The sequence below is a fragment of the Burkholderia sp. USMB20 genome (assembly GCF_000949135.2).
Taxonomy (GTDB): Bacteria; Pseudomonadota; Gammaproteobacteria; order Burkholderiales; family Burkholderiaceae; genus Burkholderia.
In genome coordinates this window covers 1,075,225-1,100,858 of record NZ_JTAN02000021.1, presented here as the reverse complement: position 1 = coordinate 1,100,858, position 25,634 = coordinate 1,075,225, and the positions used below count along the sequence as shown (strand labels likewise).

Sequence of the window (25,634 nt, the reverse complement as noted above, 5' to 3'; positions counted from 1 at the left end):
CCGCGTTTTTCAATTCGCGGCGAGCAGCCGCTTGTAGCGCGCGAGCACGCGCGGCACGTACTCGCGCGTCTGCGGCATCGCCGGGATGCGATACCCGGCCCGAATCACGGCATTCTCTCCGGCGTTGTACGCAGCGAGCGTGAGTTCGACGTTTTCCTTGAACAGGTCGAGCAGGAAGCGCAGATACCGTGCGCCGGTCAGCACGTTGGCGCGCGGATCGAACATGTCGCCGCCCGAGAAGCGCCGGGCCGTTTCCGGCATCAGTTGCATGAGCCCGAGCGCGCCTTTGTCCGATACCGCCTTCGGGTTGTATCCCGATTCGACGTCGATCACGGCGCGAAGGAGTTCGGGCGGAACGTTGAACGACCGGCTCGCTTCGGCGATCACGTCCTCGAACGACGACGCGACGACGTGTTTCGGCGCGACACGCTTCGTCGTGGATGCGGCCGGCCTGGCGGCCGGCCTCGCGGCCGCGACGATCACTTTCAGATTGACCGTAGTGGGCACGTTGGTCAGGACGATGACCCCGTTCTTTGCCACCATGCCGAATATCTGCGCGTGAGCGGCGCACGACCATGCCGAGCCGATTCCCGCGCATGCTGCGACGATGATGGTCTTTCGTAATCCGGACGAAGGTTGGCAGTGCATCTTTCAGGCCTCCTGCATCTGCATTTTCGTGGTCGGTTGATCGCATCGACAATGGGGCATCCTCCTACAATTCGATGCCGGCGGAGACGCTGCCGAGGTGGCGGTGCAAAACTGTTACACAAGGAATCGCCGGTAAGATTCGGTAATCCGGCGAAGTTGACGATCCTTACGCGCAACAGTTGTTTTCTGCTCGATGCAACCGTGGTTGCAGAAGAAATCATTTCTCGCGCGGCGAAAGCGATCGGATAGTCCCGCCATCCGTAGTCTTACTGATGCGACGCACCACCCCGAAACGATTCACGCCTGAAACATTCCCGTCGTCGCACGACGTTTCCGCAGATGCATGCCCGGCGCGGGCGCTCGCGCGCCGCGCGGTGGCGCGATCCTTGCTCGGACGAGGAGCGTGGCCAATCGCTCGCGAGGCGGGCCACCAGACCGGACCGAGGAAATCATCAGAAAGGGCGTCCGGCACCGTGCAACCGAGGCATCGATGTCCAACGGGGGTGCAAGCGCGGGAACACTTGGGGGAAGTCGTGAATACTAAATATCGCGTGATAATTGCAGAAGATCACGATCTGCTGAGAAACGGGCTCCGGTCGATGCTTTGCGCACAAGGCGATTACGAAGTCGTCGGCGAAGCGCGGGACGGCAAGGAGGCATGCCATCAGGCAATGACGCTCGCGCCGGACCTGATCCTGATGGATCTGTCGATGCGCGGGATGAACGGCATCGATGCGAGCGCGACGATCAAGCGTCGAACGCCGTCCGTCCGGATCGTCGCGCTCACGGTGCACCAGAGCGAAGAGTATGTGCGCGAGGCGCTGCGCGCGGGTGTCGACGGCTACGTGCTCAAGGACGTTTCGTTCGACGAATTGCTGCTCGCGATGCGCATGGTCATGCAGGGGAAGAAGCACCTGAGTGCCGACGTATACGGCTACATGGTCGACTCGTTCGTCAGCGGTCGCGAAATGCCCGCGCCGAAAAAGGCGTGGGACATCCTGACCGCACGCGAACGCAGCGTGCTGAAACTGATCGCGGAAGGGCGCACCAACCGGCAGGTCGGTCAGTACCTGAACCTGAGCCCGAAGACGATCGAGAAGTATCGGGCAAGCATGATGCACAAGCTCCATCTCGCGAATCTGACGGAGCTGGTGCTCGTCGCGATGAACATGGGTCTGTTGACGACACTCGCGGCGAAATGCGCGGAGCCGAACGTGGACGAGGTGTCGACGCACGCGGTCGCCGACGGCGTGCAGGCGGCAGGCGCCGTCGCGCGGCTGGACGACTATCCGGCGGGCGGCGTGAAGGGCTGAGCGTGGCTGCGCGTCAGAGCGGCCAGGTTGCCGAGACGCGCGTACCCGTCGCGGCGGACGACTGGATCGCAAACGTGCCGCCGTGCGCCTCGACGCGGTGCTGCATGCCGATCAGGCCGAGCCCCGCCGTGCGCGCGTCGTCCGTCGCAAGCGGGCGACGCTCGTAGCCGACGCCGTTGTCGTCGATCGTCAGCAGCAGGCCGCCCGCATCGTGTTGCAGGCTGAGCACGATCTCGGTGGCCTGTGCATGCTTGACGATGTTGTGGAGTGCCTCCTGCGCGACTCTGAACGCGTCGGCCTTCAGATGATCCGGTATGTCGTCGTCGTCGACGTCGCAATTGAACTCCACCGACAGCGGGTCCGCGTCGCGCTCGATGCGCCGGCACAGCGAAGCGAGCGCGGCCGGCAGTCCGAGCTTGTCGAGTATCGGCGGCCTCAGTTCGCCGCAGATCTGGCGGACTTCGCCGATCGTCTCGCGGATGCGCAGCACGGCGTCGTCGAGCAGCGTCGTCGCGTCGGCGATCTCGCCGCGGCGAATGCGCATGAGCGCGTCCTCGTTCATCAGCTTGATGAGCGTCAGCGCCTGGCCGAGCCCGTCGTGCAATTCCGCGGCAAGCCGATGCCGTTCCTTCTGCTGGCCCATCAGGAGATAAGTGTTGCAGGCATGCACGCCCGCATCGTTCGCCGCGGCGCCGCGCCGTTCGGGCTCGGGCGTCGACGGTTCCTCGAACAGCGTCAGCGACAGGTGCGCGTCGGGAAGTGCCTGCTGATGTACGACGAATCGCGCGGGATGGCCGCTTCGCCCGCTGAGCATCGCAGTAAACGAATGATGCTGAAGGGCGACGCTCGTGGACAGCTCGCTCGCCAGCTCGGCGTGGGCGTCGTCGGGCGCCAGGTCGGACAGATGCCGGCCGACGAGTTCGGCGGCCGTATAGCCGAACAGCGCCGCGGCACTGCGATTGACCGATACGAAGGTGCCGTCGTCGGCGAGAATGGCGAGCGCCGCTCCACGCGCATCGGTGACGACAGCGCTGCGGCGATCATCGGTACGCAGCGCACTGCGCAGCTTGCGCATCGCATCGATCAGATCGAGCAGCCTGATCCGTAGCCCTTCGGGCTGGCGTTCAGTCATGGTAGCTCCCGAAGCGCAGTTTTCAGGAAACCGTAAGGTTTCGATCATTCTAGGACGTGACCGACTCGGCCCGCAACATGGGGATTTCGCGCGTAGGTCCTGGGGAAATACCTTCCGTATGCAACGGGAAATCCCGCCAAGCGGGCATGTCCTACCGGCGTTTGGGGGGCGTCATCCCATGACGCTCGCGACCGGATTCATGACACTTCAGTGGCGGGGCACGGAATTGTCCGCTGCCTGGGCGCGTCTCAGGGAGGCTGGTATGAACAGGATCGGAAGATCGACGATGGGCGCACTCGTGGTCGCGGGCGTTGCGCTTGCCGCGACGCCCGCATGGTGTGCGCCCGACGGCAGCGCGATCGAGAACGCCGGCGGTGCGGCCGCGGAAAACGCCGCCGCGAACACGAGCGTCACGCAGAATGCCGCGCCGGATGCCGTCGAGAGTATGACGGGAATGACCATGCAGAACGGTGGCGAAGATCCCGCCGGAAACGCCGCCGACAGCGCGTCGACGCACGCCGCGGAGCACGCGATGGAGCCGGCCACCGAGCCCGCGATGCAGCCCTCCGCGGAGCACGCGATGGAGCCGGCTACCGAACCCGCGATGCAGCCCGCCGCGGAGCAGGCGACGGAGCCCGCTACCGAGCCCATGACGCAGCCCGCCGCGGCGCCCGCCGACGATAGCCCCGCGGCGCCCGCACCGGCCGCACCCGCCGCAAAACCGGCGGACAAGGCCGCCTCGCAGATGACCGACGGCGCGACCGAAGCCGCCGGCATGCACATGCATCATCACGCCGTGATGCCGGGCACCGTGCACACGATGGTCCAGTATGCCGAGCCGTCGGTCCAGCTCGTGCGCGACGACGGCCGGACCGTCTCGCTGGTCAAGGAACTGGACGACGGCCGGCCGGTGATCCTGACATTCATCTACACCAGTTGCACGACCATCTGCCCGATGATCAGCCAGACGCTCGAGCAGCTGCAGGGCGAACTCGGCGCCGATCGCGACAAGGTGCACATCATGTCGATCTCGATCGATCCGGAGGCGGACACGCCCGAGCGGCTCAGGACCTACGCGGCACGCTTCGAAGCCGGCCCCGAATGGCAGCACTACACCGGTACCGTCGACGCGAGCGTCGCCGCGCAACGCGCGTTCAACGTGTATCGCGGCGACAAGATGAACCACACGCCGGTGACGTTCGTGCGGGCCGCGCCGGGCCAGCCGTGGCTGCGTATCGACGGCTTCGCGACGCCGACCGAGCTGCTCGCGGCCTATCGCGATGTCGTCGCGTCCAACTAGGTATCGCGTCTCTGAAAGGAGCGTCGAAATTGGACAACAAGCACCGTGTGCTGATCGTCGAGGATCAGCATCTGTTGCGGGTCGGCCTGAGTCACCTGGTTTCCGAGCTGGCCGACTACTGCATCGTCGGCGCGGCGAGCGGCGGAGTCGAGGCCTGCCGGCTCGCCGAGAAGACGCGGCCCGACCTGATCCTGATGGATCTGTCCATGCCGGGCGGCAGCGGCTTCGAAGCGATCGCGACGATCAAGCGCGACGTGCCGCATGCGCGGATCGTCGTCCTCACGGTCCATCGCAGCGAAGACAACGTCAGGGAAGCGTTTGCCGCCGGCGCGGACGGTTACGTGGTCAAGGATTCGCCGTTCGCCGACCTGGTGCGCGAGATGCGCTTCGTGATGCAGGGCAAATGCGTGGTCAGCCTCGACGCCTATCGCGCCCGCGCCGGCCTGCACGGGCTGCACGACGCGAACGCGCACCGGGCGCGATTGTGGAATGCGCTGACGAGTCGCGAGCGCACGGTGTTGCGCCTCGTCGTCGAAGGGCACACGAGCCGGCAGGTCGGCGAGTGCCTGAAGGTCAGTCCGAAAACGGTGGACAAGCACCGCGCCAATCTCATGCGCAAGCTCGGCGTCGTGAACCTGACCGGCCTCGTTCACTTCGCGATCGACGTCGGTGTGCTCGCGCTGAACGACGACGACCGTGTGTAAACCCCCTCCATTGGGGCAGGGCCCAACAGGGGGGGATTTACCCATGGGGATGGACGGCACTCCCTACTTCTGACCCGTACCGGCGTGAACAAGAATGCAATCAACGGCATCGGCGGCGCCGGTGCCGCGGGTCGATACAGGGAGGCAGCCGTGAGCCACGAATCGTTCTCGTTCCCGGCCGGCGCGCCGGGCCGGCGGCAGCGTGACGAACGACGCGTGTGCCGCGCGTGTGCGAGTCGCGGCTTCACGCTGCTCGAGCTGCTGGTCGTGATGGTCATCATCGGGTTGCTGGCAGGGCTCGTGGCGCCACGGTATTTCGAACAGGTCGGCAAGTCCAACGTCAAGATCGCGCGTGCGCAGATCGTGTCGCTCGGTCAGGCGCTGGATCAATACCGGCTCGACGTCGGTACCTATCCGACGACCGAGGAAGGGCTGGATGCGCTCGTGAACAAGCCGCAAAGCGCATCGCGGTGGAGCGGCCCCTATCTGCAGAAGGCCGTCCCGGCGGATCCGTGGGACCGGCCCTATCAGTATCGTTCACCGGGCGAGCACGGCGACTACGACCTGTTCTCGCTCGGCAAGGACGGACGCGGCGGCGGTACCGGCGAGAACGTGACGATCTCGTCGTGGTAGGGGCGCGTGGCCGCGACCGCGGCGCGCGTCGTGAGCAGTTCGCAAGGAGACCCGACGTGAAATTCGTGCTGCATGTATTCGATACGAGCGGCTCGGTGCAGACGCTTCGCATCGACAGCGATTCGCCGGCGAACGCGGCCTCGCTCGCGCGTGCGCGGGGCCTTCGCGTCGTATCGGTCAGCACGGACGCCGGGCGGCAGCGGCGCGGCGCGAACCGGCTCGGCATGCCGCGTGCGCGGTTCGACGTCGACATGTTCGCGCGCGAACTGGCGGCGCTGCTCGATGCGGGTGTGGGCCTCGTCGACGCGTTGCGCACGCTCGGCGGCAACGCGCGGCGCGAGGCGTCCGCGCAGGTGTGCCGCGATCTGCTGCGGCAGCTCGAGGAAGGGCAGTCGCTGTCGGCGGCGCTCGAGCATGCGAGCCCGATCTTTCCGCCGGTGCTGGTGGCGTGCGTGAAGGCGAGCGAGCAGACCGGCGGCCTGGCCGACAGCCTGACGCGCTATTCGCACAACAGCGCGACGCTGCGCGAGTTGCGCGCGCGGGTCGTGTCGGCGGCGATCTACCCGACGGTGCTGCTGTTTGTCGGTGCGGCCGTCGTGCTGTTCCTGCTCGGCTTCGTGGTGCCGCGCTTCGCGACGCTGCTCGAACACAGCGGACGCGAGCTGCCGCTGATGTCGCGGCTGCTGATGGCGTGGGGCGGCATGGTGCACGCGCACGGCACCGAGCTGGCCGGCGGCCTCGCGGTGCTGGCCGTGGCCGCCGGTATCGCGCTGCGGCGGCCGGCTCTGCGCATCTGGCTCGCGGATCGGCTGCTGGCGCTGCCCGGCATCGGGCAACACTTCCGCGTGTTTCGCCAGTCGCAGTTCTATCGCACGACGGCGATGCTGGTCGACGGCGGCATTCCCGCCATTCGCGCGTTCGATCTCGCACGCGGCCTGGTCGGCCGCGCGGACCAGGCCGCGCTGGCGCGCGCGCTGCAGCAGGTCCGCAACGGCGCGAAGATGTCCGACGCGTTCCAGCAGGCCGGTCTCGCGAATGCAATCGGCTACCGGCTGCTGACGGTGGCCGAGAAGACCGGCGGCCTCGGGCCCGTCCTCGACCGGATCGCCGCGTTTCAGGAAGCGCAGGTGTCGCGCACGATCGACCTGATTTCGCGCCTGATCGAACCCATGATGATGATCGTGATCGGCGTGGTGATCGGCGGCATCGTCGTGTTGATGTACATGCCGATCTTCGAGATCGCGTCGAGCATTCAGTAGGCCGCCCCGGAGACGCGCGTGGACACCCTCACATCCTCCCCCGACAACCCGCCCGACGCGGACGCCGAACTGCGCGACCTGCTGCGCACGCTCGGCGAACGGCACGGTTCGGGCCTGCGCGCGCTCGAGGCATTGACGGCGCAGACGGCGCTGGGCGCGGACGAGATGCGCGAGCGGCTCGCGGCGCAATTCCGGATGAAGCCGATCGGCATGCGTGAACTGAATCGCCTGGTGCCGGATTTCGAGCTGGTGCCGTTCGTCGAGGCAACGGCGCGCCTTTGCGTGTGCCTGCGCGATCCCGATTGCGGCGCGCTGCTGTTCGCGATCGCCGATCCGCTCGATGCGCGCACGCGCGGCTGGATCGAGCACCGGATGCGTGCGCACCCCGCGCTGCCGTACGGATGGGCGCTCGCGAGCGCGGGCGACCTGGGCGCCTATCTCGCCGTGCGCGAGAAGGACATCCGCGCGATGGATTCGCTCGCGTTCGACGATCCGATCCAGAATGCGCCCGATCCGGCGTCGCTCGCCCTGACGCTGCAGGGCATCAGCAGCGACGACAGCCCGGTGGTGCGGCTGCTCAATTCGACGATCTACGACGCGCTCAAGATGCTGGCGAGCGACATCCACCTCGAATGCCGGGCGAACGGCTTGATGATCAAGTGCCGGGTCGATGGCGTGCTGACGGTGGTCGGGCGCGTCGAGGGCCGCGACGTCGCGGACCAGGTGCTGTCGCGCGTGAAGGTGATCTCCGAGCTCGATATCGCGGAGCGCCGCATTCCGCAGGACGGGCGCTTCAAGGCGATGTACGCCGGACGTGAGATCGATTTTCGCGTATCGATCATGCCGAACCAGTTCGGCGAGGACGCGGTGTTGCGGATTCTCGACCGCTACCAGCTGTCCCAGGCGTCGGGCGGCCTGACGCTCGAGGCGCTGGGGTTCCAGCCCGCCGACACGCGCTTCATGCGGTCGGTCGCGTCGATGCCGTACGGGATGCTGCTCGTCACGGGCCCCACCGGCAGCGGCAAGACCACGACGCTTTATGCAATCCTCACCGAAATCAACAACGGGCTCGAGAAGATCGTGACGATCGAGGATCCGGTCGAATACCAGCTCGGCGAGATCCTGCAGATACCGGTCAACGAGGCGAAGGGCCTGACGTTCGCGCGCGGCTTGCGGTCGATCCTGCGGCACGATCCGGACAAGATCATGGTCGGCGAAATCCGCGATCCCGAAACCGCGCAGATCGCCGTGCAGGCCGCGCTGACCGGCCACCAGGTGTTCACCACCGTGCATGCGAACAACGTGTTCGACGTGATCGGCCGTTTCACGAACATGGAGGTCGATCCGTACAGCTTCGTATCGGCGCTGAACGGCGTGATTGCGCAGCGGCTGCTGCGCCAGTGCTGTCCGGACTGCCTGGACGAGGACAAGGTCGACGCGGATGCGCTCGCCCGCTCGGGCATCGACCCCGACACGGCCGGCAGCTACCTGTTTCGCCGCGGTACCGGGTGCGCGATGTGCCGCGGCAGCGGCTATCGCGGCCGGCGCGCGATCGCGGAGGCGCTGCGCATGAACGACGAACTGCGGCAACTGCTGTCGGAGCGCGCGCCGCTCGGGCACATCAAGGCGGCGGCGCTGCGCTACGGCATGACGACGTTGCGCGCATCGGCGATCGACCTGGTGAGGCGCGGCGAAACGACGCTCGAGGAGATCAATCGTGTCACCATGGTCGAATGATCGGCTCGCGATCGGCGTCGGCACGCGCGAGATCGTCGTCGGCATCCGCCCGCGCGCACCGTGGCGGCCGGGCCGGAGCGGGTTCGCCGCCGATCCGCTCAGCGTCGTCATCCCCGACGAACGGTTCGGGAGCGAGACGGGGGTGCTCGACGCGCTGGGTGCCGCGCTGGCCGCGACGGCCGGCAGCGACGGCAACGCGAAGCGGCCGCCCAAGCGCGGCGCGCACGTCGTGCTCGACGATTTCTGGTGTTGCCATGCGATCCTGCGCGGCGACTTCCGCGCGCTGCACGCGCGCGAGCTCGAGGACATCGCGCTCGCGCATTTCTCCGACACCTACGGGGTCGCCGCCGAGTCGCTGGTCACGCGCTTCGACGTGCGGCGCGGCGGCCGTGTGCTCTTTGCCAGCGCGCTGCCGCGCACGCTGTACGACGGCATTCTCGGGACGGGCGCAGCCGGCGACGTCCGCATCCGCTGCCTGCGCGCGGGACTTCCGGAGACGCTCGATCGGGTTGCGGTGAAGCCGGACGGCGACGCGATGCTGCTCGTCGTCGGCGAGGCGTTGCTGCAGGCGGTCATGATCGAGCGCGGCGAGTGGACCGCGTACGACGCGCAGCGCCTCTTTCCGGGCGAGTCCGGCGATGCGGCGAGGCTTGCCGAACTCGCCGAGCAGCTGTTCGAGCGCTCGGCGACGCGCACGGGCCTGACGCGCGACGACTGCAAGGTCTATCTGTGCGGCGTCGACACGGATGCCGCGCCGTTCGAGGCGCGTTTTGCCGCGGCCGTGCTGCCGGGCCGCGCGGCGCTCGACGGTTCGCCTGCGCGCCGGTTGCTGGAGTACGCATCATGAGCCGCACGCTCGACATCGATTTTTGCCGGCGCCGCGCCCGTATCGGCGTGAGCGGCGCGATCCTGCTCGGCGTCGCCGCGCTGCTGTGGGGCGCGTGCGCCGTCCGGCTCTGGCACGCGTATGCGGAGAACGATCGCATCCGGGACGCGCTGGCGCTCGTTCAGCATCGCACGTTCGCGCAACAACACGTTGTGAAGCCGCCGCCGACCGCGGCCGCCCGGCTCGCGGAAAAGCAGAGCCAGGCCGTGCTGCGCGAACTGACCGTGCCGTGGCAGACGCTCTTCTCGATCGTCGAAGACTATCCGGGCCATGACGTCGCACTGATCGGCATCGACCAGAACCCGGCACAGGGCCAGATTCGCATCACGGCCGAAGCGAAGGACCCGGACGCGATGATCGCGTACCTGAAGTACTTGCAGACGAGCGACGTGCTGCGCGAGGCGACGCTCAACGGCCACCTCGTCGAGGAGAACGTGGCGGGAAAGCCGGTGCGTTTCCAGATCACGGCCGTCTGGAGGAAATCATGAAAGCCGATCGTTTCGCGGACCGCCTGCTCACGCTTCGGTTCGCGTGGCGGCGCGCATTCGGTCTGCCGGGGCTCGCCGGGATCCTGATGCTCGGTGCCGCGGGCATCACGTATGCGGCGCTCGCCGGCGTGGAGGCCGACACGCGCGCGATGCAGGTTCCGGCGGGCGTCGCGCGCGCCGCACGCGGCCAGCGTCCGGCCGACGTGCGCGGCACGGCGGCGGACGCGACGATGCTCGACACGTTGCCGGCGCTCTTTCCGCGCTTTTCGCAAAGCGCGGACGACATCGCGTCGATCTTCGAGCAGGCGCGCGACAGCCATCTGGCGCTCGGCTCCGCCGAGTACCAGATGACGACCGAGTCGGGGGCGCGCTTCACGCGCTACCAGGTGATGCTGCCCGTGAAGGATCAGTACGGCGCGATCCGGCATTTTCTCGCATCGGTGCTGAACCACGTGCCGAACGCGGCGCTGCAGGAAATCCACGTCGAGCGTCCGGCGGTGGGCAGCAGCATTCTCGACGCGCGGGTTCGTTTCGAACTCGTCTATCGGAGCGCCCAGCCATGATCTCCGCCGTGATCAAACCCGCTTCGCGCAATCGACTCGTGCTTGTGCTCGTGCTGGGCTGCCTCGTCGTCGCCGGTACCGGATATCGCGTGCTGGTGGCGGCGATGCAGCAGCCGGCACCGGCCGCGGCAAGCGGCATCGTCCATCGCGACGGTGCGCGCGTGGCGCCCGCGCCGGCACGCGCACGCGCAGGCCTTGCGGCGGCCTCGCATGCCGCCGCGCCTGCGCCCGCGTCGTTGCCCGCGGCGCATGACGTACCCGCGCCGCATGACGCGGCGGCGACCGCGCGGGAACAGCTCGCCGCATTGCGTGCGCCCGTGTCCGTCGAAGCTGCGCACGATCCCTTCACGGCGTCGTCATGGCTGCCGCCGCCGCCCGTCGTGCCGCCGCCGCCCGAAACGCGTCCGGCGCCGCCGACCGCGCCGCCGGTGCCGTTCGTCTATCTCGGCCAGCAGGATGCCAAGTCGGCGAAGCCGCAAGTGTTTCTCGGCAACGGAGACCAGTTGCTGATCGTTTCGCCGGGCGATGTGATCGACAGCCAGTATCGCGTCGAGTCGGTGTCCGAGGCGAACGTGGTGCTCACCTATCTGCCGCTGAACCAGATCCAGATGGTGCCCATTTCAGTGGAAGGAAAGTAAATGGAAACCGTACTGACACGGAATGTGCGCCGCAACGGGGACGGCGGCCCGTCGACACGCCTTGGCTCCGTCACCCCGGCCGGTGCGCGACCCGCACCGGCGCCCCGCTGCGCGACGCAACGCGCGCTGGCGATCGCCGTGGCGCTGCTCGCATGCGGCGGCTGCGCGCATGTGCCGAACCTTCAGGACGATCCGACCAATGCGCAGGTGAAGATCGACGCGTTGCACGAGCGCAACGACTCGGTCGCCCAGCTGCTCGACAACGCGGACGCGTTTCGTCAGCAGAACGAATTCGACGACGCGGCGCGCTCCGTCTACATGGCGAAGCAGCTCGATCCGACCAGCGAGCGCGCGCGCCGGATCGGCGCGATGATCGACCAGGACCGCAAGCATCTCGCGATCCTGCAGGAAGCGGACCGCATGATGAAGCGCGGTTCGTACACGCAGGCCGCCGAACGCGTGCATCGCGTGCTGGTCGAGGATCCGGCCAACGCGATGGCGATGCGGATGCAGGCGGAACTCGACGAAAAGCGCCGCCAGCAACACGCGGACCGCGACGACAAGCTCGCGGCGTCGTCGATCATGCGCACGCCGGTGTCGCTGCAGTTCCGCGACGCGAACGTGCGGATGGTGTTCGAGGCCTTGTCGCGGACGTCCGGGCTGAACGTCATTTTCGATCGCGACGTGCGCGCCGACCTGAAGACGACGATCTTCGTGCAGAACGCGTCGCTGCAGGACACGGTCGACATGATCCTGTTGCAGAACCAGCTCGACAAGAAGCAGATGAATGCGAACACGCTGTTCATCTACCCGGCGACGCCGGCCAAGGAGCTCGAATACCAGGAGCTCAAGGTGCGCACGTTCCAGCTGTCGAACGTCGATGCGAAGCAGATCCAGTCGCTGCTGAAGAGCCTGCTGAAGGTGAAGGAGGCCGTGATCGACGAGCGCGCGAACTCGGTGACGATCCGCGGCACGCCGGACACGATCAAGGTCGCCGAGGAAATGATCACCGCCCAGGACTTGCCGGAGCCGGAGGTGATGCTCGAGGTCGAGGTGCTGGAGGTATCGCACGACCGGATATCGCAACTCGGCATCAACTGGCCCAACTCGTTTACGGTGTCGACGCCGAGCTCGGCCGATACCTGGGGCGTGCTGCATCATCTGCCGATCAATGCGCTGAACGTGAGCGGCCTGTCGGCCACCGCGGACTTCAAGCTGACCGACACCGACGCGAACCTCCTCGCGAGCCCGCGCATCCGCGCGCGCAACAAGGAGAAGGCGCGCATCATGATCGGCGACAAGGTGCCGGTGATTTCGAGCTCGAGCACGCCGAGCACCAGCGGCCCGTCATTTACGCAGATGATCCAGTACCTCGACGTGGGCATCAAGCTCGAGGTCGAGCCGCAGGTTTATCGCGACGGCGACGTCGGCATCAAGCTGAATCTCGAAGTCAGCAACATCACCAACACGATCTCGAGCGGCAACTCGCAGGGGCTGAGTTCGCTCGCGTATCAGATCGGCACGCGCAGTGCGTCGACCAGCCTGCGGCTTCGGGACGGCGAAACGCAGATCATGGGCGGCCTGATCTCGGACGAGGACCGCCGCAACGCGAACAAGGTGCCGGGCCTTGGCCAGTTGCCGGTGCTCGGCCGCCTGTTCTCGGATCACGGCGGCGATCACAAGAAGACCGAGATCGTGCTGCAGATCACGCCGCATATCGTCCGCCCGCAGGTTGCGGCGGATGCGGACACGCAGGAAGTGTGGTCGGGCACCGACGTCAACGTGCATGCCGACCAGTTGCGACTCGACCCGGTGGCGCTGAATGCGGAGGCGCCCGCGGCGACGGACGCGAAGGCGCCGGCGGCGCCAGAGGCGAAGGCCCCCGCGGCGCCGGAGGCGAAGGTCGTTCCGGGCAGCGTGGCGGCGGGACGTCGGGCGGCGCGCCGTCGCCGCTGGAGGCCGCGGCGAACCGTGCGCAGCCATCGCCGCAGAGCGGCGCGTTCGGGCAGCTGCCGGCCGCACCGCGCACGACGCCGCGCCCGACCCGTACGGCGGCGGTTTTCGAGGTCTCAGCCGGGATTGCCCGCGCCGGCCCGGGCCGCCGCGGCGGAGCAGCCGGCTGCGGCGCGGCGCAGGCGCCGCGCGGCGGCAATGAAGTGGCGCCCGCGCCGGGCACCACCGTGACGCCGGTTGCGTCGCCGGCACCGGCCGAGCAGGCGCCGCGGCGGCCAATGCGCCGGCCGCCGCGCCGGCGTCGCCCGCTCCGACGCTGCAGATGCCGGCGGGCGATATCCCGAACGAAAACCCGCTTCGCCCGATCGGGAAGTGAGCCGTGAACGCCCGCCGCGCAGCGCCTCGCATTGGCCGCGTCGGCCGGCGCGGCTTCACGTTGATCGAGATGGTCATCACGCTCGCGCTCGTGTCGATCCTCGCGCTCGCGATCATGCCGTTCTCCGAACTGATCGTGCAGCGTCAGAAGGAGCAGGAGCTGAGTGCCGCGTTGCGCGAGATTCGCACGGCGCTCGATGCGTACAAGGATGCGAGCGATGCGGGGCAGATCGAAAAGGAGGCGGAAGCGTCCGGCTATCCGCCGTCGCTGGCCGTGCTCGTGACGGGCGTGAAGAACGTCCGCGACCCGAAGGGCGGCATGATGACGTTCCTGCGCCGCGTGCCGCGCGATCCGTTCTTCGCCGGCGATCCTGATACGCCGGCCGAGGACACCTGGGATGTGCGCGCGTACGGCACGCCGCCGGACCCGTCGGCCGACGCGGCTCCTGCCGGCATGGAGCCCGGCAAGGACGTGTTCGACGTGACCTCGAAATCCGCTCGCGTCGGCATCAACGGCATTCCGTACAAACAATGGTGACGGTTCATCATGAAACCCGCTCGCATGCGCAGGATCCGCGGCTTTACGCTGATCGAAATCGTGGTCGTGATGGCCATCATCGGGCTGCTTCTGACCTTGGCCGTGCCGCGCTACATGCACAGCATCGAGCGCGGGAAGGAACAGGTGCGGCGGCAGAACCTCGCGGTGATGCGCAATGCGATCGACCAGTATTACGGTGACAACGGGCAATACCCCGACACGCTCGACGAACTGGTCGCGAAGCACTACTTGCGCGCGGTTCCGGTCGATCCGGTGAACGGCGACGACAAATGGGCGACGATCGCATCGCCGGACGACACCAAGCCGGGCGTCTACGATGTGGGGCCCGCGAGCGGTGTGCAAGGCGCGCCGCCGGGCGTGGCGGGAACGGCGGGAACGGCGGGCGTGGCCGGGGCGGTGAAATGAGCCGGTCCGGCCGGGCCGCGCGCGCGCGTGCGATGCATGCGCGCCTGCGCGGCGGGCGGCAGCGCGGGCTCGTGCTGCTCGCGCTGCTGATCGCGCTGATGCTGATGTCGATCGCGCTGGCCGGCGCGCTGGATGTCTGGTCGCTGCAGCGGCGCCGCGAACAGGAGCGGCAACTGCTGTTCGTCGGCGATCAGTACCGCAGGGCCATCGTCGCGTACTACCGTGTCGGGCGCGTATATCCGCAAACGGTCGACGACCTGCTGGACGATACGCGCTTTGCCACGCCCATGCATCATCTGCGCCGCGCATATCCGGATCCGGTCAGCGGCAAGAACGACTGGTCGTTCCTGTGGCGGGCCGACCGGTTCTACGGCGTATCCAGCAGCTCGGATGGCGCGCCGATCAAGCGCGCGGGATTTCCGGATCGATACAGGGACTTCGAGGGCCTCGAAACCTATCGGCAATGGAAGTTTCTTTACCTCGCACCGGGTATGGCCGCATCGGCTGACGAAGCGTCGCCGGCGGCGCCGGCGCGGCCGGCCAGTGCGCCGAGCCTGTCCGGTTTTCCGGGCGGCTCGCTGCCCGGACAGGTGCCGACGGGCTTGCGTTGACGCGGATTCGGTACCACGCGATAGAGGCCGCACGCAAAAAAGCGCGACGCCCGCAACGGGCATCGCGCGTAAAACGGCGTGGAGCGCCGACGAATGAAACGTGATGAAGAAAGGGGCGCCCGGCTAGGGGCGCCTGGTTAGGGACGCCCGGTTAGGGACGTCCGACCAGGGACGCCCGGTTAGGTGCGCCCGGCCAGGGACGCCCGGTCAGAGGCTCAGGCCTTCGCGAGCTTGATGCTGGTCGGCTCGGCCGTCAGGTAGCCGACGCTCGCGCCGAAGCGGTCCTTGTAGTTCGCGCGCACCAGCGGGTCGAGCGTCGCCTTGACCTTGTCGTGCAGCGGCGTCTCCCAGTCGCCCACGTGCTGGAAGTTGCTCATCACGTAGGTCCAGCCATTGATCTCGTCGACCGCGTGCAGGCCCGTCGATTCGGCGCCGGCCGGGCACGACAGCACGCGCGCGAGCGATTTCGTGTCGACGTTGTACGCCCACAGGAAGTTGTTCACGTGCATGCCCGAGTCTTCGCCGATGAACAGCGTGCGCAGCTTTTCGGAGAACTTCAGGTTGTCGGGGTTCGCGATCTTGTCCGGGTTCGCGAGGTTGCCGAGCGCATCGGCCGCGGCGAGGTCCTCGCCGACGAGCGCGGCCGGCGCGCTCATGTCGACCGGCACCCACTCGCTGTCGATCGCGCTGCCCGACTTGTCGCGCTGGCCGGCCTTCAGGTTCAGCGCATAGACGGCGCCCGCGGCGATCTTCTTGTCCACCGCGACGTCGCGCGACACCGCATTGCCGCTGACCATCGACGTCTCGATCCGCGACATCGCCGTGTAGACGATCTTGTCCTTCGCGTTGACCGTCGTGCCTTCGAGCTTCGTGAACGCCATGCTGCCGCCGATCAGCGCCGCGTAGCGGTGCGTCTCGAGGAACGCGGCCGCCTTTTCCATCCCGGGCTTCACGCGCATCCAGTTGAACTTGCCGCCGAAGTGGATCTTCGTGTAGCTCGCGTCGTTCGGGTCGGTCGTCGTCAGGTCCATGATGTCCGACGCCTTCAGCGTGTTCGCGAGCGTCTCGATCTCGCTGCTCGTCGCGTGGCCGATTTTGATCCAGGTGAGCGTCGCGCTGCCCGCGCCGGCGGACGACGTCTGCGTCCACTTCGCGACGTACAGCGTGCCGGCCGACAGGTCGGCCGCCTTGTCGGCGACGAACATGAACAGGCCGCCGTTGGTGGCGTCGTCACCCATCATCACGGTGCGCTGGTCCGGCATCACCTGGATCAGCTCGTGCGAGATGCGGCCGAGGCAGTAGTGCTTCTTCACCGTGCCGGTGCCGTCCGGATTCACCGTGATCTCGGGCAGGTGGCCGTAGTGGTAGGGGTTCGCCTTCGTCTCGTCGCCGAACGTGTTCCGGCTGAATGCCTTGAACTGGGCGTCGGTCGCGGCCTTCGTCGCATCCGGCTCGTATTCCTCGCTCGACAGGTGCGTGCCCCACGGCGACAGGCTCGCGCCGCACGTGATCCACAGGCCGTGCGCCTTCGACGTGTCGACGTTGTGATACTTGACGACCTTCAGCGCGCCGCTGGACGGATCCTGGTCGAGCGTGATCACCGCGATCGGCGACGGCAGCTGGCCGTACTGTGACGCGCTTGCCTGGTCGCGCGTCGTGTATTCGAACTGCACGACCGCGAACACCGTGTTGCCCTTCACGCCGGCGACGCTGGCGTTCTTCAGCGTCAGCAGCGAGCTGCCGTCCGGGCAGTCCGAGTAGAACTGGCGCTCCTTGCCCGCCACCGAGCGGTCGATGATCGGCTGGTTGTTGATGTCGTAATAGCCGCCCGCGAGGGTCGTGCCGCCCTTGCCGTCCGGCACCATGTCGCCGGTCACGAAGAACGGTCGGTACGCGAGCTTGAAGTTGCGCGACGAGCCGTCCGAGAACGACACCGACAGCGTCGAGCCGACCGTCGTCGTGGCCATCGCGGCCGCGTTGTCGAGCGTGGGCGCGGCCATCGCCGAGAACGCCGCCGACGTGTACGCGGCGGCCGGCGTCGCCGCCACCGGATTGTCGTCGCCGCCGCAGCCGGTCAGCAGGGCCGGCAGCGCGAGGCCGGAGAGGGGCAGCATGGGCGCGCCGGCGAGGATCTTCAGGGCCTGACGACGGGAAGCATTGGGCAACGCGGGCATGTGGAGTCCAGTTTCAGATATTGGAAGAATGGCCTTCCGCGAAGCAGGCGATCAGCAAGCAAGGCGAAGGCAAGTTGAAAACTGGACCGAAGTGTAGGGACGCTAGATGAAAGTTTTTTGAATAGAAAACGTAATGATGTGTCGGGCGTCCGTCAGGCGGGCTGCCGGACGCCGGTCGCAAGCGTTTGCGCTCAGTCGCGCTCGGGCGTCGCCGAGATGCGGTGGATCGACAGGTCGGCACCGTCGAATTCGGCTTCGCGATCGAGGCGCAGCCCGACGGTCGCCTTCAGCGCGCCGTACACGAGCGTGCCGCCCGCGCTGGCGATCGCGATGCCGCCGAGCGTGCCGATCAACTGCGACACGAACGACACGCCGCCGAGGCCGCCGAACGCGGGTTGCCCGAACACGCCGGCCGCGAGGCCGCCGAGCGCGCCGCACATCCCGTGCAGCGGCCACACGCCGAGCACGTCGTCGATGCGCCACTTGTTCTGCACGCAGGTGAACATCGCGACGAACAGTGCGCCGGCCGCGGCACCCGTGACGAGCGCGCCGATCGGGTGCATCACGTCGGAGCCCGCGCAGACGGCGACGAGGCCCGCGAGCGGGCCGTTGTACGTGAAGCCCGGATCGTTGCGGCCGGCCATCCATGCGGCGAGCGTGCCGCCGACCATCGCCATCAGCGAGTTCACGGCGACGAGGCCGCTGATCTTGTCGAGCGTCTGCGCGCTCATCACGTTGAAGCCGAACCAGCCGACCGCGAGCACCCACGCGCCGAGCGCGAGGAACGGGATGTTCGACGGCGGATGCGCGGCGATCCGGCCGTCCTTCGCATAGCGGCCGTGGCGGGCGCCGAGCAGCAGCACGGCCGGCAGCGCGACCCAGCCGCCGAATGCGTGCACGACGACCGAGCCCGCGAAATCGTGGAACGGCGCGCCGAATGCATGCGTGAGCCAGGCTTGCACGCCGAAGCGTTCGTTCCATGCGATCCCTTCGAAGAACGGATAGATGAAGCCGACGATGATCAGCGTCGCGACGAGCTGCGGATTGAATTTCGCGCGCTCCGCGATGCCGCCGGACACGATCGCGGGGATCGCCGCCGCGAACGTCAGCAGGAAGAAGAAGCGCACGAGCGCATAGCCGTTGTGCTGCGACAGCGTGCCGATGTCGTCGAAGAACTCGACGCCGTACGCGATCGTATAGCCGATGAAGAAGTACGCGAGCGTCGACACCGAGAAGTCGACCAGGATCTTCACGAGCGCGTTGACCTGGTTCTTCTTGCGGACCGTGCCGAGCTCGAGAAATGCGAAGCCCGCGTGCATCGCGAGCACCATGACGGCGCCGATCAACAGGAACAGTGTATCGACGCCGGATTTCAGACCATCCATGCCGTGGCTTCCTTGCGCAAAAAACGGGCGAGGAATGCAAGTATCGGGCCAACTTGGTGAACGGCTGCGTGCAATTGGTGCAGGGGGCCGTTTGGTGCGGCATTCCGGTGATGCCTGCACGATGGCGGGGCAGGCCGCGTGCGCCGCGGCTGCCATAACGGATGCACGTGCGTGGTGCGATGCGTGCGCAACTGGTGCGTTCGATGCGCGCCGCGGTGCGGCGTGGTGCGCCGCGATGCACCGGTCTGGCGCGTCAGCGGCGCGCGAACAGCGCGCGCGGGCGCCGCAGCCGCCACGCGCTGGCGCACCAGTAGACGGCGACGCTCGAGAGCCCGAGCGCCGCGAACGACAGCGCGGCGAGGCCCGCGCGCGACGGGTCGTCGCCGTCGGCGCCGAGGATGCCTTGCTGGACGATCAGCGCGGCCGTCCAGAAGCCGATCACCGCCTGCGCGAGCAGCCGGGCGCACGCGACGCGGCGCCTGTGCCCGGCATCACGCAGGCGTGTCGCGGAGGGGGCGCGAAGACACAGGAACAGGGTGGCGGCGAGCACGGCGGCCAGCGTGATGAACCAGTCGATGAGGAAAGCCATGAAGGAAGCGGAAAGCGCGTAGAGCGGATTGGAGCCTGCCCAATTCAGTGTCGGCGCGCGTGCGATTGAATCAGACAATTCCGAAATTGAAAGGCATTCTTAATCGGGAGTCGGCGTTGGCCCCGTTGCGGAGGCGGTATCATCGACACCGGTCCAACCCTGCAGGCCGTGCGGCGCACGGCCGGAGATTGCTGATGAAGATGAAGACTTCGCGGGCGCGTCGCATGCCCGGGTCCGTGCTGGCGGCCGCGGCCGTCGGCGCGCTGTTGTTGCTCGCAGGCTGCGAGAAGTCCGGCACGCCGGCCACGCAACCCGATACGGCCGCGAGCGCGGCCGCCGACGCCGCGAACAACGCGGCCAAGGCGCTCGACCAGGTGGCGAGCACCGTCAACCAGCAGATCAATGCCGCGAAGGCCGGCATCGCGAGCGCGGCATCGGCGGTGCCGCCGCTGTCGGCGAGCGGCCTCGCGTCCGCCGCGCAGGCGCAGATCGATGCGGCCGCTTCCGCGGTCGTCGCGCACGCGGCATCGGAAGCCGGCGCGAAGATCGCGGAGGCCGGCAAGAAGCTCCAGCAGTGGAGCCAGCAGAACGCATCGGGTGCGAAGCCGGCCAGCGGCGAGTAGCGGCCCTTGCGCAATCCGAGAAATGTAATTATAGTGGTTACACATTGTCGCCGGCTGCCGTTCGGGCCGGCGTCGCCGAGTGAGTGAGGAATGAATACCAGCAGCCGGTTCGCGTTTGCCGTTCACGTGCTCGCCTTGCTGTCGATGCAGGAAGGCGCGCCGCTGTCGTCCGACATCATCGCGGGCAGCGTGAACACGAATCCGGCGCTGATTCGCCGTCTGTTGTCGATGCTGGCGGCCGCGGGGCTGACCACGTCGCAGCTCGGCGCGGGCGGCGGGGCGCTGCTGGCGCGCGAGCCGGGCGAGATCACGCTGCTCGACGTGTATCGCGCGGTCGACGATGCGCAGCTGTTCGCGCTGCACCGCGAGGCGCCGAATCCCGCGTGTCTCGTCGGGCGGCACATCCAGGGCGTGCTGATCGACTATATCGGCGACGCGCAGCGCGCGATGGAAGCATCGCTTGCCACGCGCACGCTCGCGGACGTCACGGCCGACGTGCTCGCATCGGAGCAGCGCGGCCGGCCGGCGGGGAGCGCGAGCGGCTGAGCGCAGGCAGCGGATGAGGCAGGGCAGGAGGCCGGATGGCGCGCATTGCGCGGCGCCCGGCGCGACGGAGTGCGGCTCCGTTTTTTTTCGGTCTTATATGTAATTGCTGTAGTTACTTATTTATTTCTGGAGAATCGACATGACGCAACGTTCCTTGAACATCGCACTGTTTGGCGCCACCGGGATGATCGGCTCGCGCATTGCTGCGGAAGCCGCGCGCCGCGGCCATCGCGTGACCGCGCTGTCGCGCCATCCGGGGGCGGCGGCCGACGGCATCACCGCGAAGGCGGCCGACCTGTTCGATGCGGCCAGCATCGCGGCCGCGCTGCCGGGCCACGACGTCGTCGCCAGCGCGTACAGCCCGAAACAGGACGATCCCGCGAAGGTCGTCGCCGCGGCGAAGGCGCTGGTGGAAAGCACGCGCCAGGCGGGGCTGAAGCGGCTCGTGGTGGTGGGTGGCGCCGGGTCGCTCGAGGTCGCGCCGGGCAAGCAGCTGGTCGACACCGAAGGTTTCCCGGACGCGTACAAGGCGGTCGCGCTCGCGCACCGCGATGCGCTCGACTATCTGAAGACGGTCGGCGATCTCGACTGGACGTTCTTCGCGCCGGCCGCGCTGATCGCACCGGGCGAGCGCACGGGCACGTTCCGCACGGGCGTCGGCAAGCTGATCGTGGACGCACAGGGCAACAGCAAGATCTCGGCAGAAGACTATGCGGTCGCGTTCGTCGATGCGCTCGAGCAAGACAGCTTCGTGCGCGAGATCGCGACCGTCGCGTATTGAGCGGCATCGTGGCGAGGCGGCACGCGAGTGCCGCATTCGCCGTGAGCGGCGCGCGGCACGCAGCGCAGCCGCAGTGACCACGGGCGATTCCATCTCGACGGGTGGAATCGCCCGTTTCGTTTGGGCGCCGATGATTCATGGAGCGATGCGCACGCGACCCGTGCGCGACGCGGATCCGTCCCAGCCTGATTGGTATTTATCCCGGTCGACGCCGCGCAGCGGTTTCCATATTGTTCCCCGTCATGCAGGATGCATAGAAAAAATTTCTATCTACGAGGGACTGGGTAAATGGATGCCATCGATCGCAAGCTGCTGGAGCTGTTGCAGGCAGATGCCACATTGCCGATCGCGGAACTCGCGCAGCGCGTGAACCTGTCGCAGACGCCCTGCTGGAAGCGCGTGCAGCGGCTCAAGGAAACCGGCGCGATCCGCGCGCAGGTCGCGCTGTGCGATCCGCGCAAGCTCGGGGTCGGCACGACCGTGTTCGTCGCGATCCGCACGAACCAGCACACCGAGGAGTGGGCGCAGCGTTTCACGCAGGTCGTGTGCGACATGCCGGAAGTCGTCGAGGTCTACCGGATGAGCGGCGAGACCGACTATCTGCTGCGGGTGGTGGTGGCCGGCATCGACGATTTCGATCGCGTGTACAAGCAACTGATCCGCGCGGTGCCGCTGTTCGACGTGAGCTCGTCGTTCGCGATGGAGCAGATCAAGTATTCGACCGCGCTGCCGGTGCGCGATCTGGCCGAGCCGGCGTAGCGCGCGGAACGGCAATGCATCGCGTCGGTACGGGAGGGTGGATTGCGTGTTCCTGCCGCCGAGGCTCGCCGTCGTCGTGATGGCCCGCTCAGCGGCCGCGCGACATGGCGCGTGCACGTTCGTCCGCCAGCGCGTCGCGGCGCACGAACTCCGCGACGAACGGGCTGGCCGGATGGTGATGCAGCGCGTACGGCGTGTCCCATTGCGCGAGCCGACCGTCCTTCATCACGCCGATCCGGTCGGCGATCGCGAACGCTTCAGCCTGGTTGTGCGTGACGAGGATCGCGGTGTGACCCGTGCGCTTGAGGATGTCGCGCAGCTCGAACGCGAGCCGCTCGCGCGTATCGACGTCGAGATTCGAGAACGGCTCGTCGAGCAGCAGCAGCTCAGGCGACGGCGCGAGCGCGCGGGCGAGGGCGACGCGCTGCTGCTGGCCGCCCGACAGTTCGTGCGGATACGCGCTGCCTGACGCGGCGAGGCCGACGAGTTCGAGCAGGTCCGCGACGCGGGCGCGCCGCTCGGCCTTCGGCATGCGCCGCAGGCCGAACGCGACGTTGTCGGCCGCGCTCAGGTGCGGGAACAGCGCATAGTCCTGGAACATCATGCCGATGCGCCGCCGCTCGGGCGGCACGTCGAGCGACGGTGCCGAGACGGGCGTGCCGTCCAGCACGATGCGCCCCATGCGCACGGGCTCGAAGCCCGCGATCGCGCGCAGCACGGTGGTCTTGCCGCAGCCCGATGCGCCGAGCAGGCAGCCGATGTCGCCGCGCGGCAGCGCGAGGCTCAGCCCGTCGACCACCGAGCGGCGGCCGTGCGGCGTATCGTAGGCGACGCAGAGGTCGTCGAGTTCGAGCAGGTTCACGGTGTCAGGCTCCGATCTTGTGACGGGTGCGTGCGAGCAGGATCACGGGCACGAGCCCGGCCAGCACGATCGCGAGCGCGGCGACCGCGCCTTCCTCGTAGGTGCCGCGCGCGGCTTCCGCATACAGCCAGGTCGCGAGCGTGTCGAAATTCAGCGGACGCAGCAGCAGCGTCGCCGGCAGCTCCTTCATCGCATCGACGAAGACGAGCAGCGCGCTCGTCGTGAGCGCGGGCCGCAGCAGCGGCAGGTGCACGCGGCGCAGCGTGCCGCCGGCCGTCTCGCCGAGCGAGCGCGCGGCCTGTTCGAGCGACGGCGGAATGCGCGCGAGGCCGGCTTCGATGCTGCCGGCCGAGATCGCGAGAAAGCGCACGGTGTACGCGATCACGAGCGCGGCCGCCGACCCCATCAGCAGCAGCCCGTCGCGGCCGAGCGCGGCACCCAGCAGCCGGTCGGCGGCCGCGAACGGGATCAGCAGGCCGATCGCGAGCACGGTGCCCGGCACCGCGTAGCCGAGGCTCGCGATTCGCGCGCACACGCGGGCCGGGCCCGCGCGCGCGCTGTCGCGCTGCGCGCGCGCCGCCCACGCGACGACCAGCCCGCATGCGAGCGTCGCGACCGTTGCGGCGGCGGCGATCGTCAGCGTATTCGCAAGCCCGGTCAGCAACTGCGCGGATACGCCGCCGACGAGATGCAGCCGCTTGCCGGTCTCGACCGCGAGGTACGCGGCCGGCGCGCCGAAGCCGAGCAGCACCGGCAGCCAGCCGAGCGCGGCGGCGCTCCACGCGGCCGCGCCCGTCAGCTTGCGCGGTGCGAGCGGACGCATGCGGCGGCCGTGCGCGTAGCGCTGGCGGCGGCGCCCGTGGCGTTCGAGCACGATCATGCCGACCACGATCGCGAGCATCGCGAGCGCGACCTGCGCGGCGCCCGCGAGATCGGAGCGCGTGATCCACGTGGTGTAGACCGAGACGGTCAGCGTCTGCACGCCGAGGAATTCCGACGCGCCGATGTCGTTCAGCGTTTCGAGCAGTGCGAGGCTCACGCCGACCGCGATCGCGGGCCGCGCGAGCGGGACGACGACGCGCCAGAACGTCGCGATGCGTCCGGCGCCGAGCGTGCGCGCGGCTTCGAGGAGGCTCGCGGACTGCGTGACGAACATCGCGCGCGTGCTCAGGTACACATACGGATACAGCACGAAGCCGAGCACGAAGATCGCGCCGGGCAGCGAGCGCAGGTCGGGCAGGCGGAACTGGCGCGGGCGGTCGAAGCCGAGCAGCCAGCGGATCGCGCCCTGCACGGGGCCGATCGGGTGGAGCAGGTCGAGATACGCGAACGCGACGATGTAGGTGGGCACCGCGAGCGGCAGCAGCAGCGCCCAGGTCAGCGTCCGGCGGCCCGGAAAATCGTACGCGGTGACGAGCCACGCGCAGCCGGTGCCGACGACCGTGACAATCGCGCCGACGCCCGCGAGCAGCAGCAGCGTATTGGCAAGCGCCTGCGGCAGCACGAATTCGGCGAGGTGCTGCCAGTGCGCGAGATCGGCGCCGAGCGCGGCGGCGACCAGCACCGCGAGCGGCGCGGCGACCACCGCGGCGATCGCGACGGCCGCGCCCAGCCAGAGGCTGCCCGCGCGCGAACCGAGCGGCCGGTGGCGCGCGCGCACGAACGCTGTATCAGTTGTCAAAGCCGACCTTGTCGACGAGCTGGCTGGCCGCCTTGCGGTGCTTCGCGATGTCGGCCAGCGGCAGCGGGTCGACCTTCAGCGTGCCGAAGCTCGCGATCACCGGGTCGAGCTTCACGTTCGCGCGCACCGGGTATTCGTAGTTCGCCTGCGCATACAGCGCCTGCGCTTCCGGCGACACGAGGTACTCGAGCAGCTTCACCGCGTTGGCCTTGTGCGGCGCGTGCTTCGCGACCGTCGCGCCGCTGATGTTGACGTGCGTGCCGCCGCTCTTCGCGTTCGCGAACGTCGGCCGCACGACCTTGATCGCGTTGCCCCACTTGCGCGCGTCGCTGCCGGCTTCCGCGTTCTTCATGTGACCGACGTAGTACGCGTTCGCGAGGCCGACGTCGCAGATGCCGCCGAGAATGTCGCGCGCGACGTCGCGGTCGCCGCCCGTCGCCTTGCGCGCGAGGTTCGCCTTCACGCCGCGCAGCCACTTTTCGGTCGCGGCTTCGCCGTCGTGCGCGATCATCGCCGCGACGAGTGCCGTGTTGTACGGATGCTGCCCCGAGCGGATGCAGACCTTGCCCTTCCATTTCGGATCGGCGAGATCCTCGTAGCGGAACGCGTCGACCTTCAGGTCCTTCTCCACGTACAGCACGCGATCGCGCAGCGACAGCGCGTACCAGTCGCCCTGCGCGCCGCGCAGGTTCGCGGGGATCGCGTCGTCGAGCACCTTCGAGCGCACCGGCTGCGCGAGCCCGCCGTCGACGAGATCGAGCAGGTTGCCGATGTCGACCGTCATCAGCACGTCCGCCGGCGACTGCGCGCCTTCCGCCTTCACGCGCTCGAGCAGGCCGTCCTTCACGAACACCGTATTGACCTTGACGCCGCTCTGTTTCGTGAACGCGTCGATCAGCGGCTGGATCAGCTTCGGTTCGCGGGTGGTGTACAGGCTCACTTCCTCGGCCGCGTGGGCCAGCGACGCGAACGCGGCGGCAAGGGCGAGGGCGCCGGCGAGCGGCAGCAGGCGGGTGCGCGGATTCGACAT

At 68.1% G+C, this 25,634-nt stretch carries 26 protein-coding genes; 18 read left to right on the top strand and 8 right to left on the bottom strand.

The window, feature by feature from the left end:
• Positions 1–9 precede the first annotated feature (9 nt).
• The gene (locus tag PL79_RS35240) at positions 10–648 is read right to left on the bottom strand and encodes a lytic transglycosylase domain-containing protein (protein ID WP_044849148.1); all 639 of its coding nucleotides are present in this window, start codon (positions 646–648) and stop codon (positions 10–12) included.
• 533 nt (positions 649–1,181) lie between these two features.
• On the opposite strand from PL79_RS35240, the gene PL79_RS35235 reads away from it, so the two are divergent.
• Positions 1,182–1,961, top strand: a complete 780-nt coding sequence (locus tag PL79_RS35235; protein WP_044849151.1) for a response regulator — start codon at positions 1,182–1,184, stop codon at positions 1,959–1,961.
• A gap of 13 nt (positions 1,962–1,974) precedes the next feature.
• Here the strand turns inward: PL79_RS35235 and PL79_RS35230 are convergent, their stop codons facing one another.
• Entirely contained in the window at positions 1,975–3,093 is a 1,119-nt protein-coding gene (locus PL79_RS35230) for a sensor histidine kinase (protein WP_044849147.1), read from the bottom strand.
• Between the two features lie 649 nt (positions 3,094–3,742).
• On the opposite strand from PL79_RS35230, the gene PL79_RS35225 reads away from it, so the two are divergent.
• From PL79_RS35225 to PL79_RS35165, 13 genes are all read left to right on the top strand, one after another.
• Complete coding sequence (locus PL79_RS35225; protein ID WP_442861579.1) at positions 3,743–4,393, top strand: SCO family protein; 651 nt, start codon at positions 3,743–3,745, stop codon at positions 4,391–4,393.
• A 29-nt stretch (positions 4,394–4,422) separates the two neighbouring features.
• On the top strand, positions 4,423–5,097 hold the full coding sequence (locus PL79_RS35220; protein ID WP_044849145.1) for a response regulator: 675 nt from the start codon (positions 4,423–4,425) through the stop codon (positions 5,095–5,097).
• A 216-nt stretch (positions 5,098–5,313) separates the two neighbouring features.
• The gene (gspG, locus tag PL79_RS35215) at positions 5,314–5,730 is read left to right on the top strand and encodes a type II secretion system major pseudopilin GspG (protein ID WP_044849150.1); all 417 of its coding nucleotides are present in this window, start codon (positions 5,314–5,316) and stop codon (positions 5,728–5,730) included.
• 56 nt (positions 5,731–5,786) lie between these two features.
• Positions 5,787–6,989, top strand: a complete 1,203-nt coding sequence (locus PL79_RS35210; RefSeq protein ID WP_044849144.1) for a type II secretion system F family protein — start codon at positions 5,787–5,789, stop codon at positions 6,987–6,989.
• Positions 6,990–7,007: 18 nt separating this feature from the next.
• Complete coding sequence (locus PL79_RS35205; RefSeq protein ID WP_044849143.1) at positions 7,008–8,726, top strand: GspE/PulE family protein; 1,719 nt, start codon at positions 7,008–7,010, stop codon at positions 8,724–8,726.
• A complete protein-coding gene (locus PL79_RS35200; RefSeq protein WP_044849142.1) occupies positions 8,707–9,573 on the top strand; it encodes a hypothetical protein in 867 nt (288 codons plus the stop codon). The genes PL79_RS35205 and PL79_RS35200 overlap by 20 nt, the downstream gene beginning before the upstream one ends.
• Positions 9,570–10,100, top strand: coding sequence for a membrane protein (locus PL79_RS35195; RefSeq protein ID WP_044849141.1), 531 nt, complete (start codon positions 9,570–9,572; stop codon positions 10,098–10,100). The genes PL79_RS35200 and PL79_RS35195 overlap by 4 nt, the downstream gene beginning before the upstream one ends.
• Positions 10,097–10,663, top strand: coding sequence for a hypothetical protein (locus PL79_RS35190; RefSeq protein ID WP_044849140.1), 567 nt, complete (start codon positions 10,097–10,099; stop codon positions 10,661–10,663). The genes PL79_RS35195 and PL79_RS35190 overlap by 4 nt, the downstream gene beginning before the upstream one ends.
• Positions 10,660–11,301, top strand: coding sequence for a hypothetical protein (locus tag PL79_RS35185; RefSeq protein ID WP_044849139.1), 642 nt, complete (start codon positions 10,660–10,662; stop codon positions 11,299–11,301). Before PL79_RS35190 ends, PL79_RS35185 begins: the two co-directional genes overlap by 4 nt.
• A complete protein-coding gene (locus PL79_RS35180; protein WP_328592093.1) occupies positions 11,302–13,485 on the top strand; it encodes a type IV pilus secretin PilQ in 2,184 nt (727 codons plus the stop codon).
• Positions 13,486–13,633: 148 nt separating this feature from the next.
• The gene (locus PL79_RS35175; protein ID WP_044848032.1) at positions 13,634–14,167 is read left to right on the top strand and encodes a type II secretion system protein; all 534 of its coding nucleotides are present in this window, start codon (positions 13,634–13,636) and stop codon (positions 14,165–14,167) included.
• Positions 14,168–14,176: 9 nt separating this feature from the next.
• Positions 14,177–14,593 carry a type II secretion system protein gene (locus PL79_RS35170; protein WP_044848031.1) on the top strand — a complete coding sequence of 139 codons (417 nt, stop codon included), beginning with the start codon at positions 14,177–14,179 and terminating at the stop codon, positions 14,591–14,593.
• Positions 14,590–15,204: a type II secretion system protein gene (locus PL79_RS35165; RefSeq protein WP_082088716.1), complete on the top strand. Its 615-nt coding sequence runs from the start codon at positions 14,590–14,592 to the stop codon at positions 15,202–15,204. The genes PL79_RS35170 and PL79_RS35165 overlap by 4 nt, the downstream gene beginning before the upstream one ends.
• A 215-nt stretch (positions 15,205–15,419) precedes the next feature.
• Here the strand turns inward: PL79_RS35165 and PL79_RS35160 are convergent, their stop codons facing one another.
• The 3 genes from PL79_RS35160 to PL79_RS35150 form a co-directional block, all read right to left on the bottom strand.
• A complete protein-coding gene (locus PL79_RS35160; protein WP_044848030.1) occupies positions 15,420–17,378 on the bottom strand; it encodes a PhoX family protein in 1,959 nt (652 codons plus the stop codon).
• A gap of 191 nt (positions 17,379–17,569) precedes the next feature.
• Positions 17,570–18,763, bottom strand: a complete 1,194-nt coding sequence (locus tag PL79_RS35155) for an ammonium transporter (protein WP_044848029.1) — start codon at positions 18,761–18,763, stop codon at positions 17,570–17,572.
• A 253-nt stretch (positions 18,764–19,016) separates the two neighbouring features.
• Positions 19,017–19,352 (bottom strand): hypothetical protein, encoded by a 336-nt coding sequence (locus tag PL79_RS35150; protein ID WP_044848028.1) that lies wholly within the window; start codon positions 19,350–19,352, stop codon positions 19,017–19,019.
• A 194-nt stretch (positions 19,353–19,546) separates the two neighbouring features.
• On the opposite strand from PL79_RS35150, the gene PL79_RS35145 reads away from it, so the two are divergent.
• The 4 genes from PL79_RS35145 (at position 19,547) to PL79_RS35130 (ending at position 22,061) form a co-directional block, all read left to right on the top strand.
• Positions 19,547–19,975, top strand: a complete 429-nt coding sequence (locus PL79_RS35145) for a hypothetical protein (RefSeq protein ID WP_044848027.1) — start codon at positions 19,547–19,549, stop codon at positions 19,973–19,975.
• Positions 19,976–20,065: 90 nt separating this feature from the next.
• Entirely contained in the window at positions 20,066–20,521 is a 456-nt protein-coding gene (locus tag PL79_RS35140) for an Rrf2 family transcriptional regulator (protein WP_044848026.1), read from the top strand.
• Positions 20,522–20,660: 139 nt separating this feature from the next.
• Entirely contained in the window at positions 20,661–21,302 is a 642-nt protein-coding gene (locus PL79_RS35135; RefSeq protein WP_044848025.1) for an NAD(P)-dependent oxidoreductase, read from the top strand.
• A 288-nt stretch (positions 21,303–21,590) separates the two neighbouring features.
• A complete protein-coding gene (locus PL79_RS35130; RefSeq protein ID WP_044848024.1) occupies positions 21,591–22,061 on the top strand; it encodes an Lrp/AsnC family transcriptional regulator in 471 nt (156 codons plus the stop codon).
• 88 nt (positions 22,062–22,149) lie between these two features.
• On the opposite strand, the gene PL79_RS35125 is transcribed toward PL79_RS35130, so the two are convergent.
• The 3 genes from PL79_RS35125 to PL79_RS35115 are packed head-to-tail and all read right to left on the bottom strand — an operon-like array spanning position 22,150 to position 25,634.
• Complete coding sequence (locus tag PL79_RS35125) at positions 22,150–22,923, bottom strand: ABC transporter ATP-binding protein (protein ID WP_044848023.1); 774 nt, start codon at positions 22,921–22,923, stop codon at positions 22,150–22,152.
• A 4-nt stretch (positions 22,924–22,927) separates the two neighbouring features.
• Positions 22,928–24,604, bottom strand: coding sequence for an ABC transporter permease (locus PL79_RS35120; RefSeq protein ID WP_044848022.1), 1,677 nt, complete (start codon positions 24,602–24,604; stop codon positions 22,928–22,930).
• Positions 24,594–25,634, bottom strand: coding sequence for a Fe(3+) ABC transporter substrate-binding protein (locus PL79_RS35115; protein ID WP_044848021.1), 1,041 nt, complete (start codon positions 25,632–25,634; stop codon positions 24,594–24,596). The genes PL79_RS35120 and PL79_RS35115 overlap by 11 nt, the downstream gene beginning before the upstream one ends.

What these genes read in the sequence shown, in the direction of transcription:
- PL79_RS35185 (WP_044849139.1), top strand. Translation starts at nt 10,660, where the DNA reads ATGATCTCCGCCGTGATCAAACCCGCTTCGCGCAATCGACTCGTGCTT.
- PL79_RS35115 (WP_044848021.1), bottom strand. Translation starts at nt 25,634, where the DNA reads ATGTCGAATCCGCGCACCCGCCTGCTGCCGCTCGCCGGCGCCCTCGCC.
- PL79_RS35130 (WP_044848024.1), top strand. Translation starts at nt 21,591, where the DNA reads ATGGATGCCATCGATCGCAAGCTGCTGGAGCTGTTGCAGGCAGATGCC.
- PL79_RS35225 (WP_442861579.1), top strand. Translation starts at nt 3,743, where the DNA reads ATGACGCAGCCCGCCGCGGCGCCCGCCGACGATAGCCCCGCGGCGCCC.
- PL79_RS35155 (WP_044848029.1), bottom strand. Translation starts at nt 18,763, where the DNA reads ATGGATGGTCTGAAATCCGGCGTCGATACACTGTTCCTGTTGATCGGC.
- PL79_RS35170 (WP_044848031.1), top strand. Translation starts at nt 14,177, where the DNA reads ATGAAACCCGCTCGCATGCGCAGGATCCGCGGCTTTACGCTGATCGAA.
- PL79_RS35145 (WP_044848027.1), top strand. Translation starts at nt 19,547, where the DNA reads ATGAAGATGAAGACTTCGCGGGCGCGTCGCATGCCCGGGTCCGTGCTG.
- PL79_RS35140 (WP_044848026.1), top strand. Translation starts at nt 20,066, where the DNA reads ATGAATACCAGCAGCCGGTTCGCGTTTGCCGTTCACGTGCTCGCCTTG.
- PL79_RS35135 (WP_044848025.1), top strand. Translation starts at nt 20,661, where the DNA reads ATGACGCAACGTTCCTTGAACATCGCACTGTTTGGCGCCACCGGGATG.
- PL79_RS35150 (WP_044848028.1), bottom strand. Translation starts at nt 19,352, where the DNA reads ATGGCTTTCCTCATCGACTGGTTCATCACGCTGGCCGCCGTGCTCGCC.
- PL79_RS35190 (WP_044849140.1), top strand. Translation starts at nt 10,097, where the DNA reads ATGAAAGCCGATCGTTTCGCGGACCGCCTGCTCACGCTTCGGTTCGCG.
- PL79_RS35160 (WP_044848030.1), bottom strand. Translation starts at nt 17,378, where the DNA reads ATGCCCGCGTTGCCCAATGCTTCCCGTCGTCAGGCCCTGAAGATCCTC.
- PL79_RS35230 (WP_044849147.1), bottom strand. Translation starts at nt 3,093, where the DNA reads ATGACTGAACGCCAGCCCGAAGGGCTACGGATCAGGCTGCTCGATCTG.
- PL79_RS35195 (WP_044849141.1), top strand. Translation starts at nt 9,570, where the DNA reads ATGAGCCGCACGCTCGACATCGATTTTTGCCGGCGCCGCGCCCGTATC.
- PL79_RS35165 (WP_082088716.1), top strand. Translation starts at nt 14,590, where the DNA reads ATGAGCCGGTCCGGCCGGGCCGCGCGCGCGCGTGCGATGCATGCGCGC.
- PL79_RS35240 (WP_044849148.1), bottom strand. Translation starts at nt 648, where the DNA reads ATGCACTGCCAACCTTCGTCCGGATTACGAAAGACCATCATCGTCGCA.
- PL79_RS35180 (WP_328592093.1), top strand. Translation starts at nt 11,302, where the DNA reads ATGGAAACCGTACTGACACGGAATGTGCGCCGCAACGGGGACGGCGGC.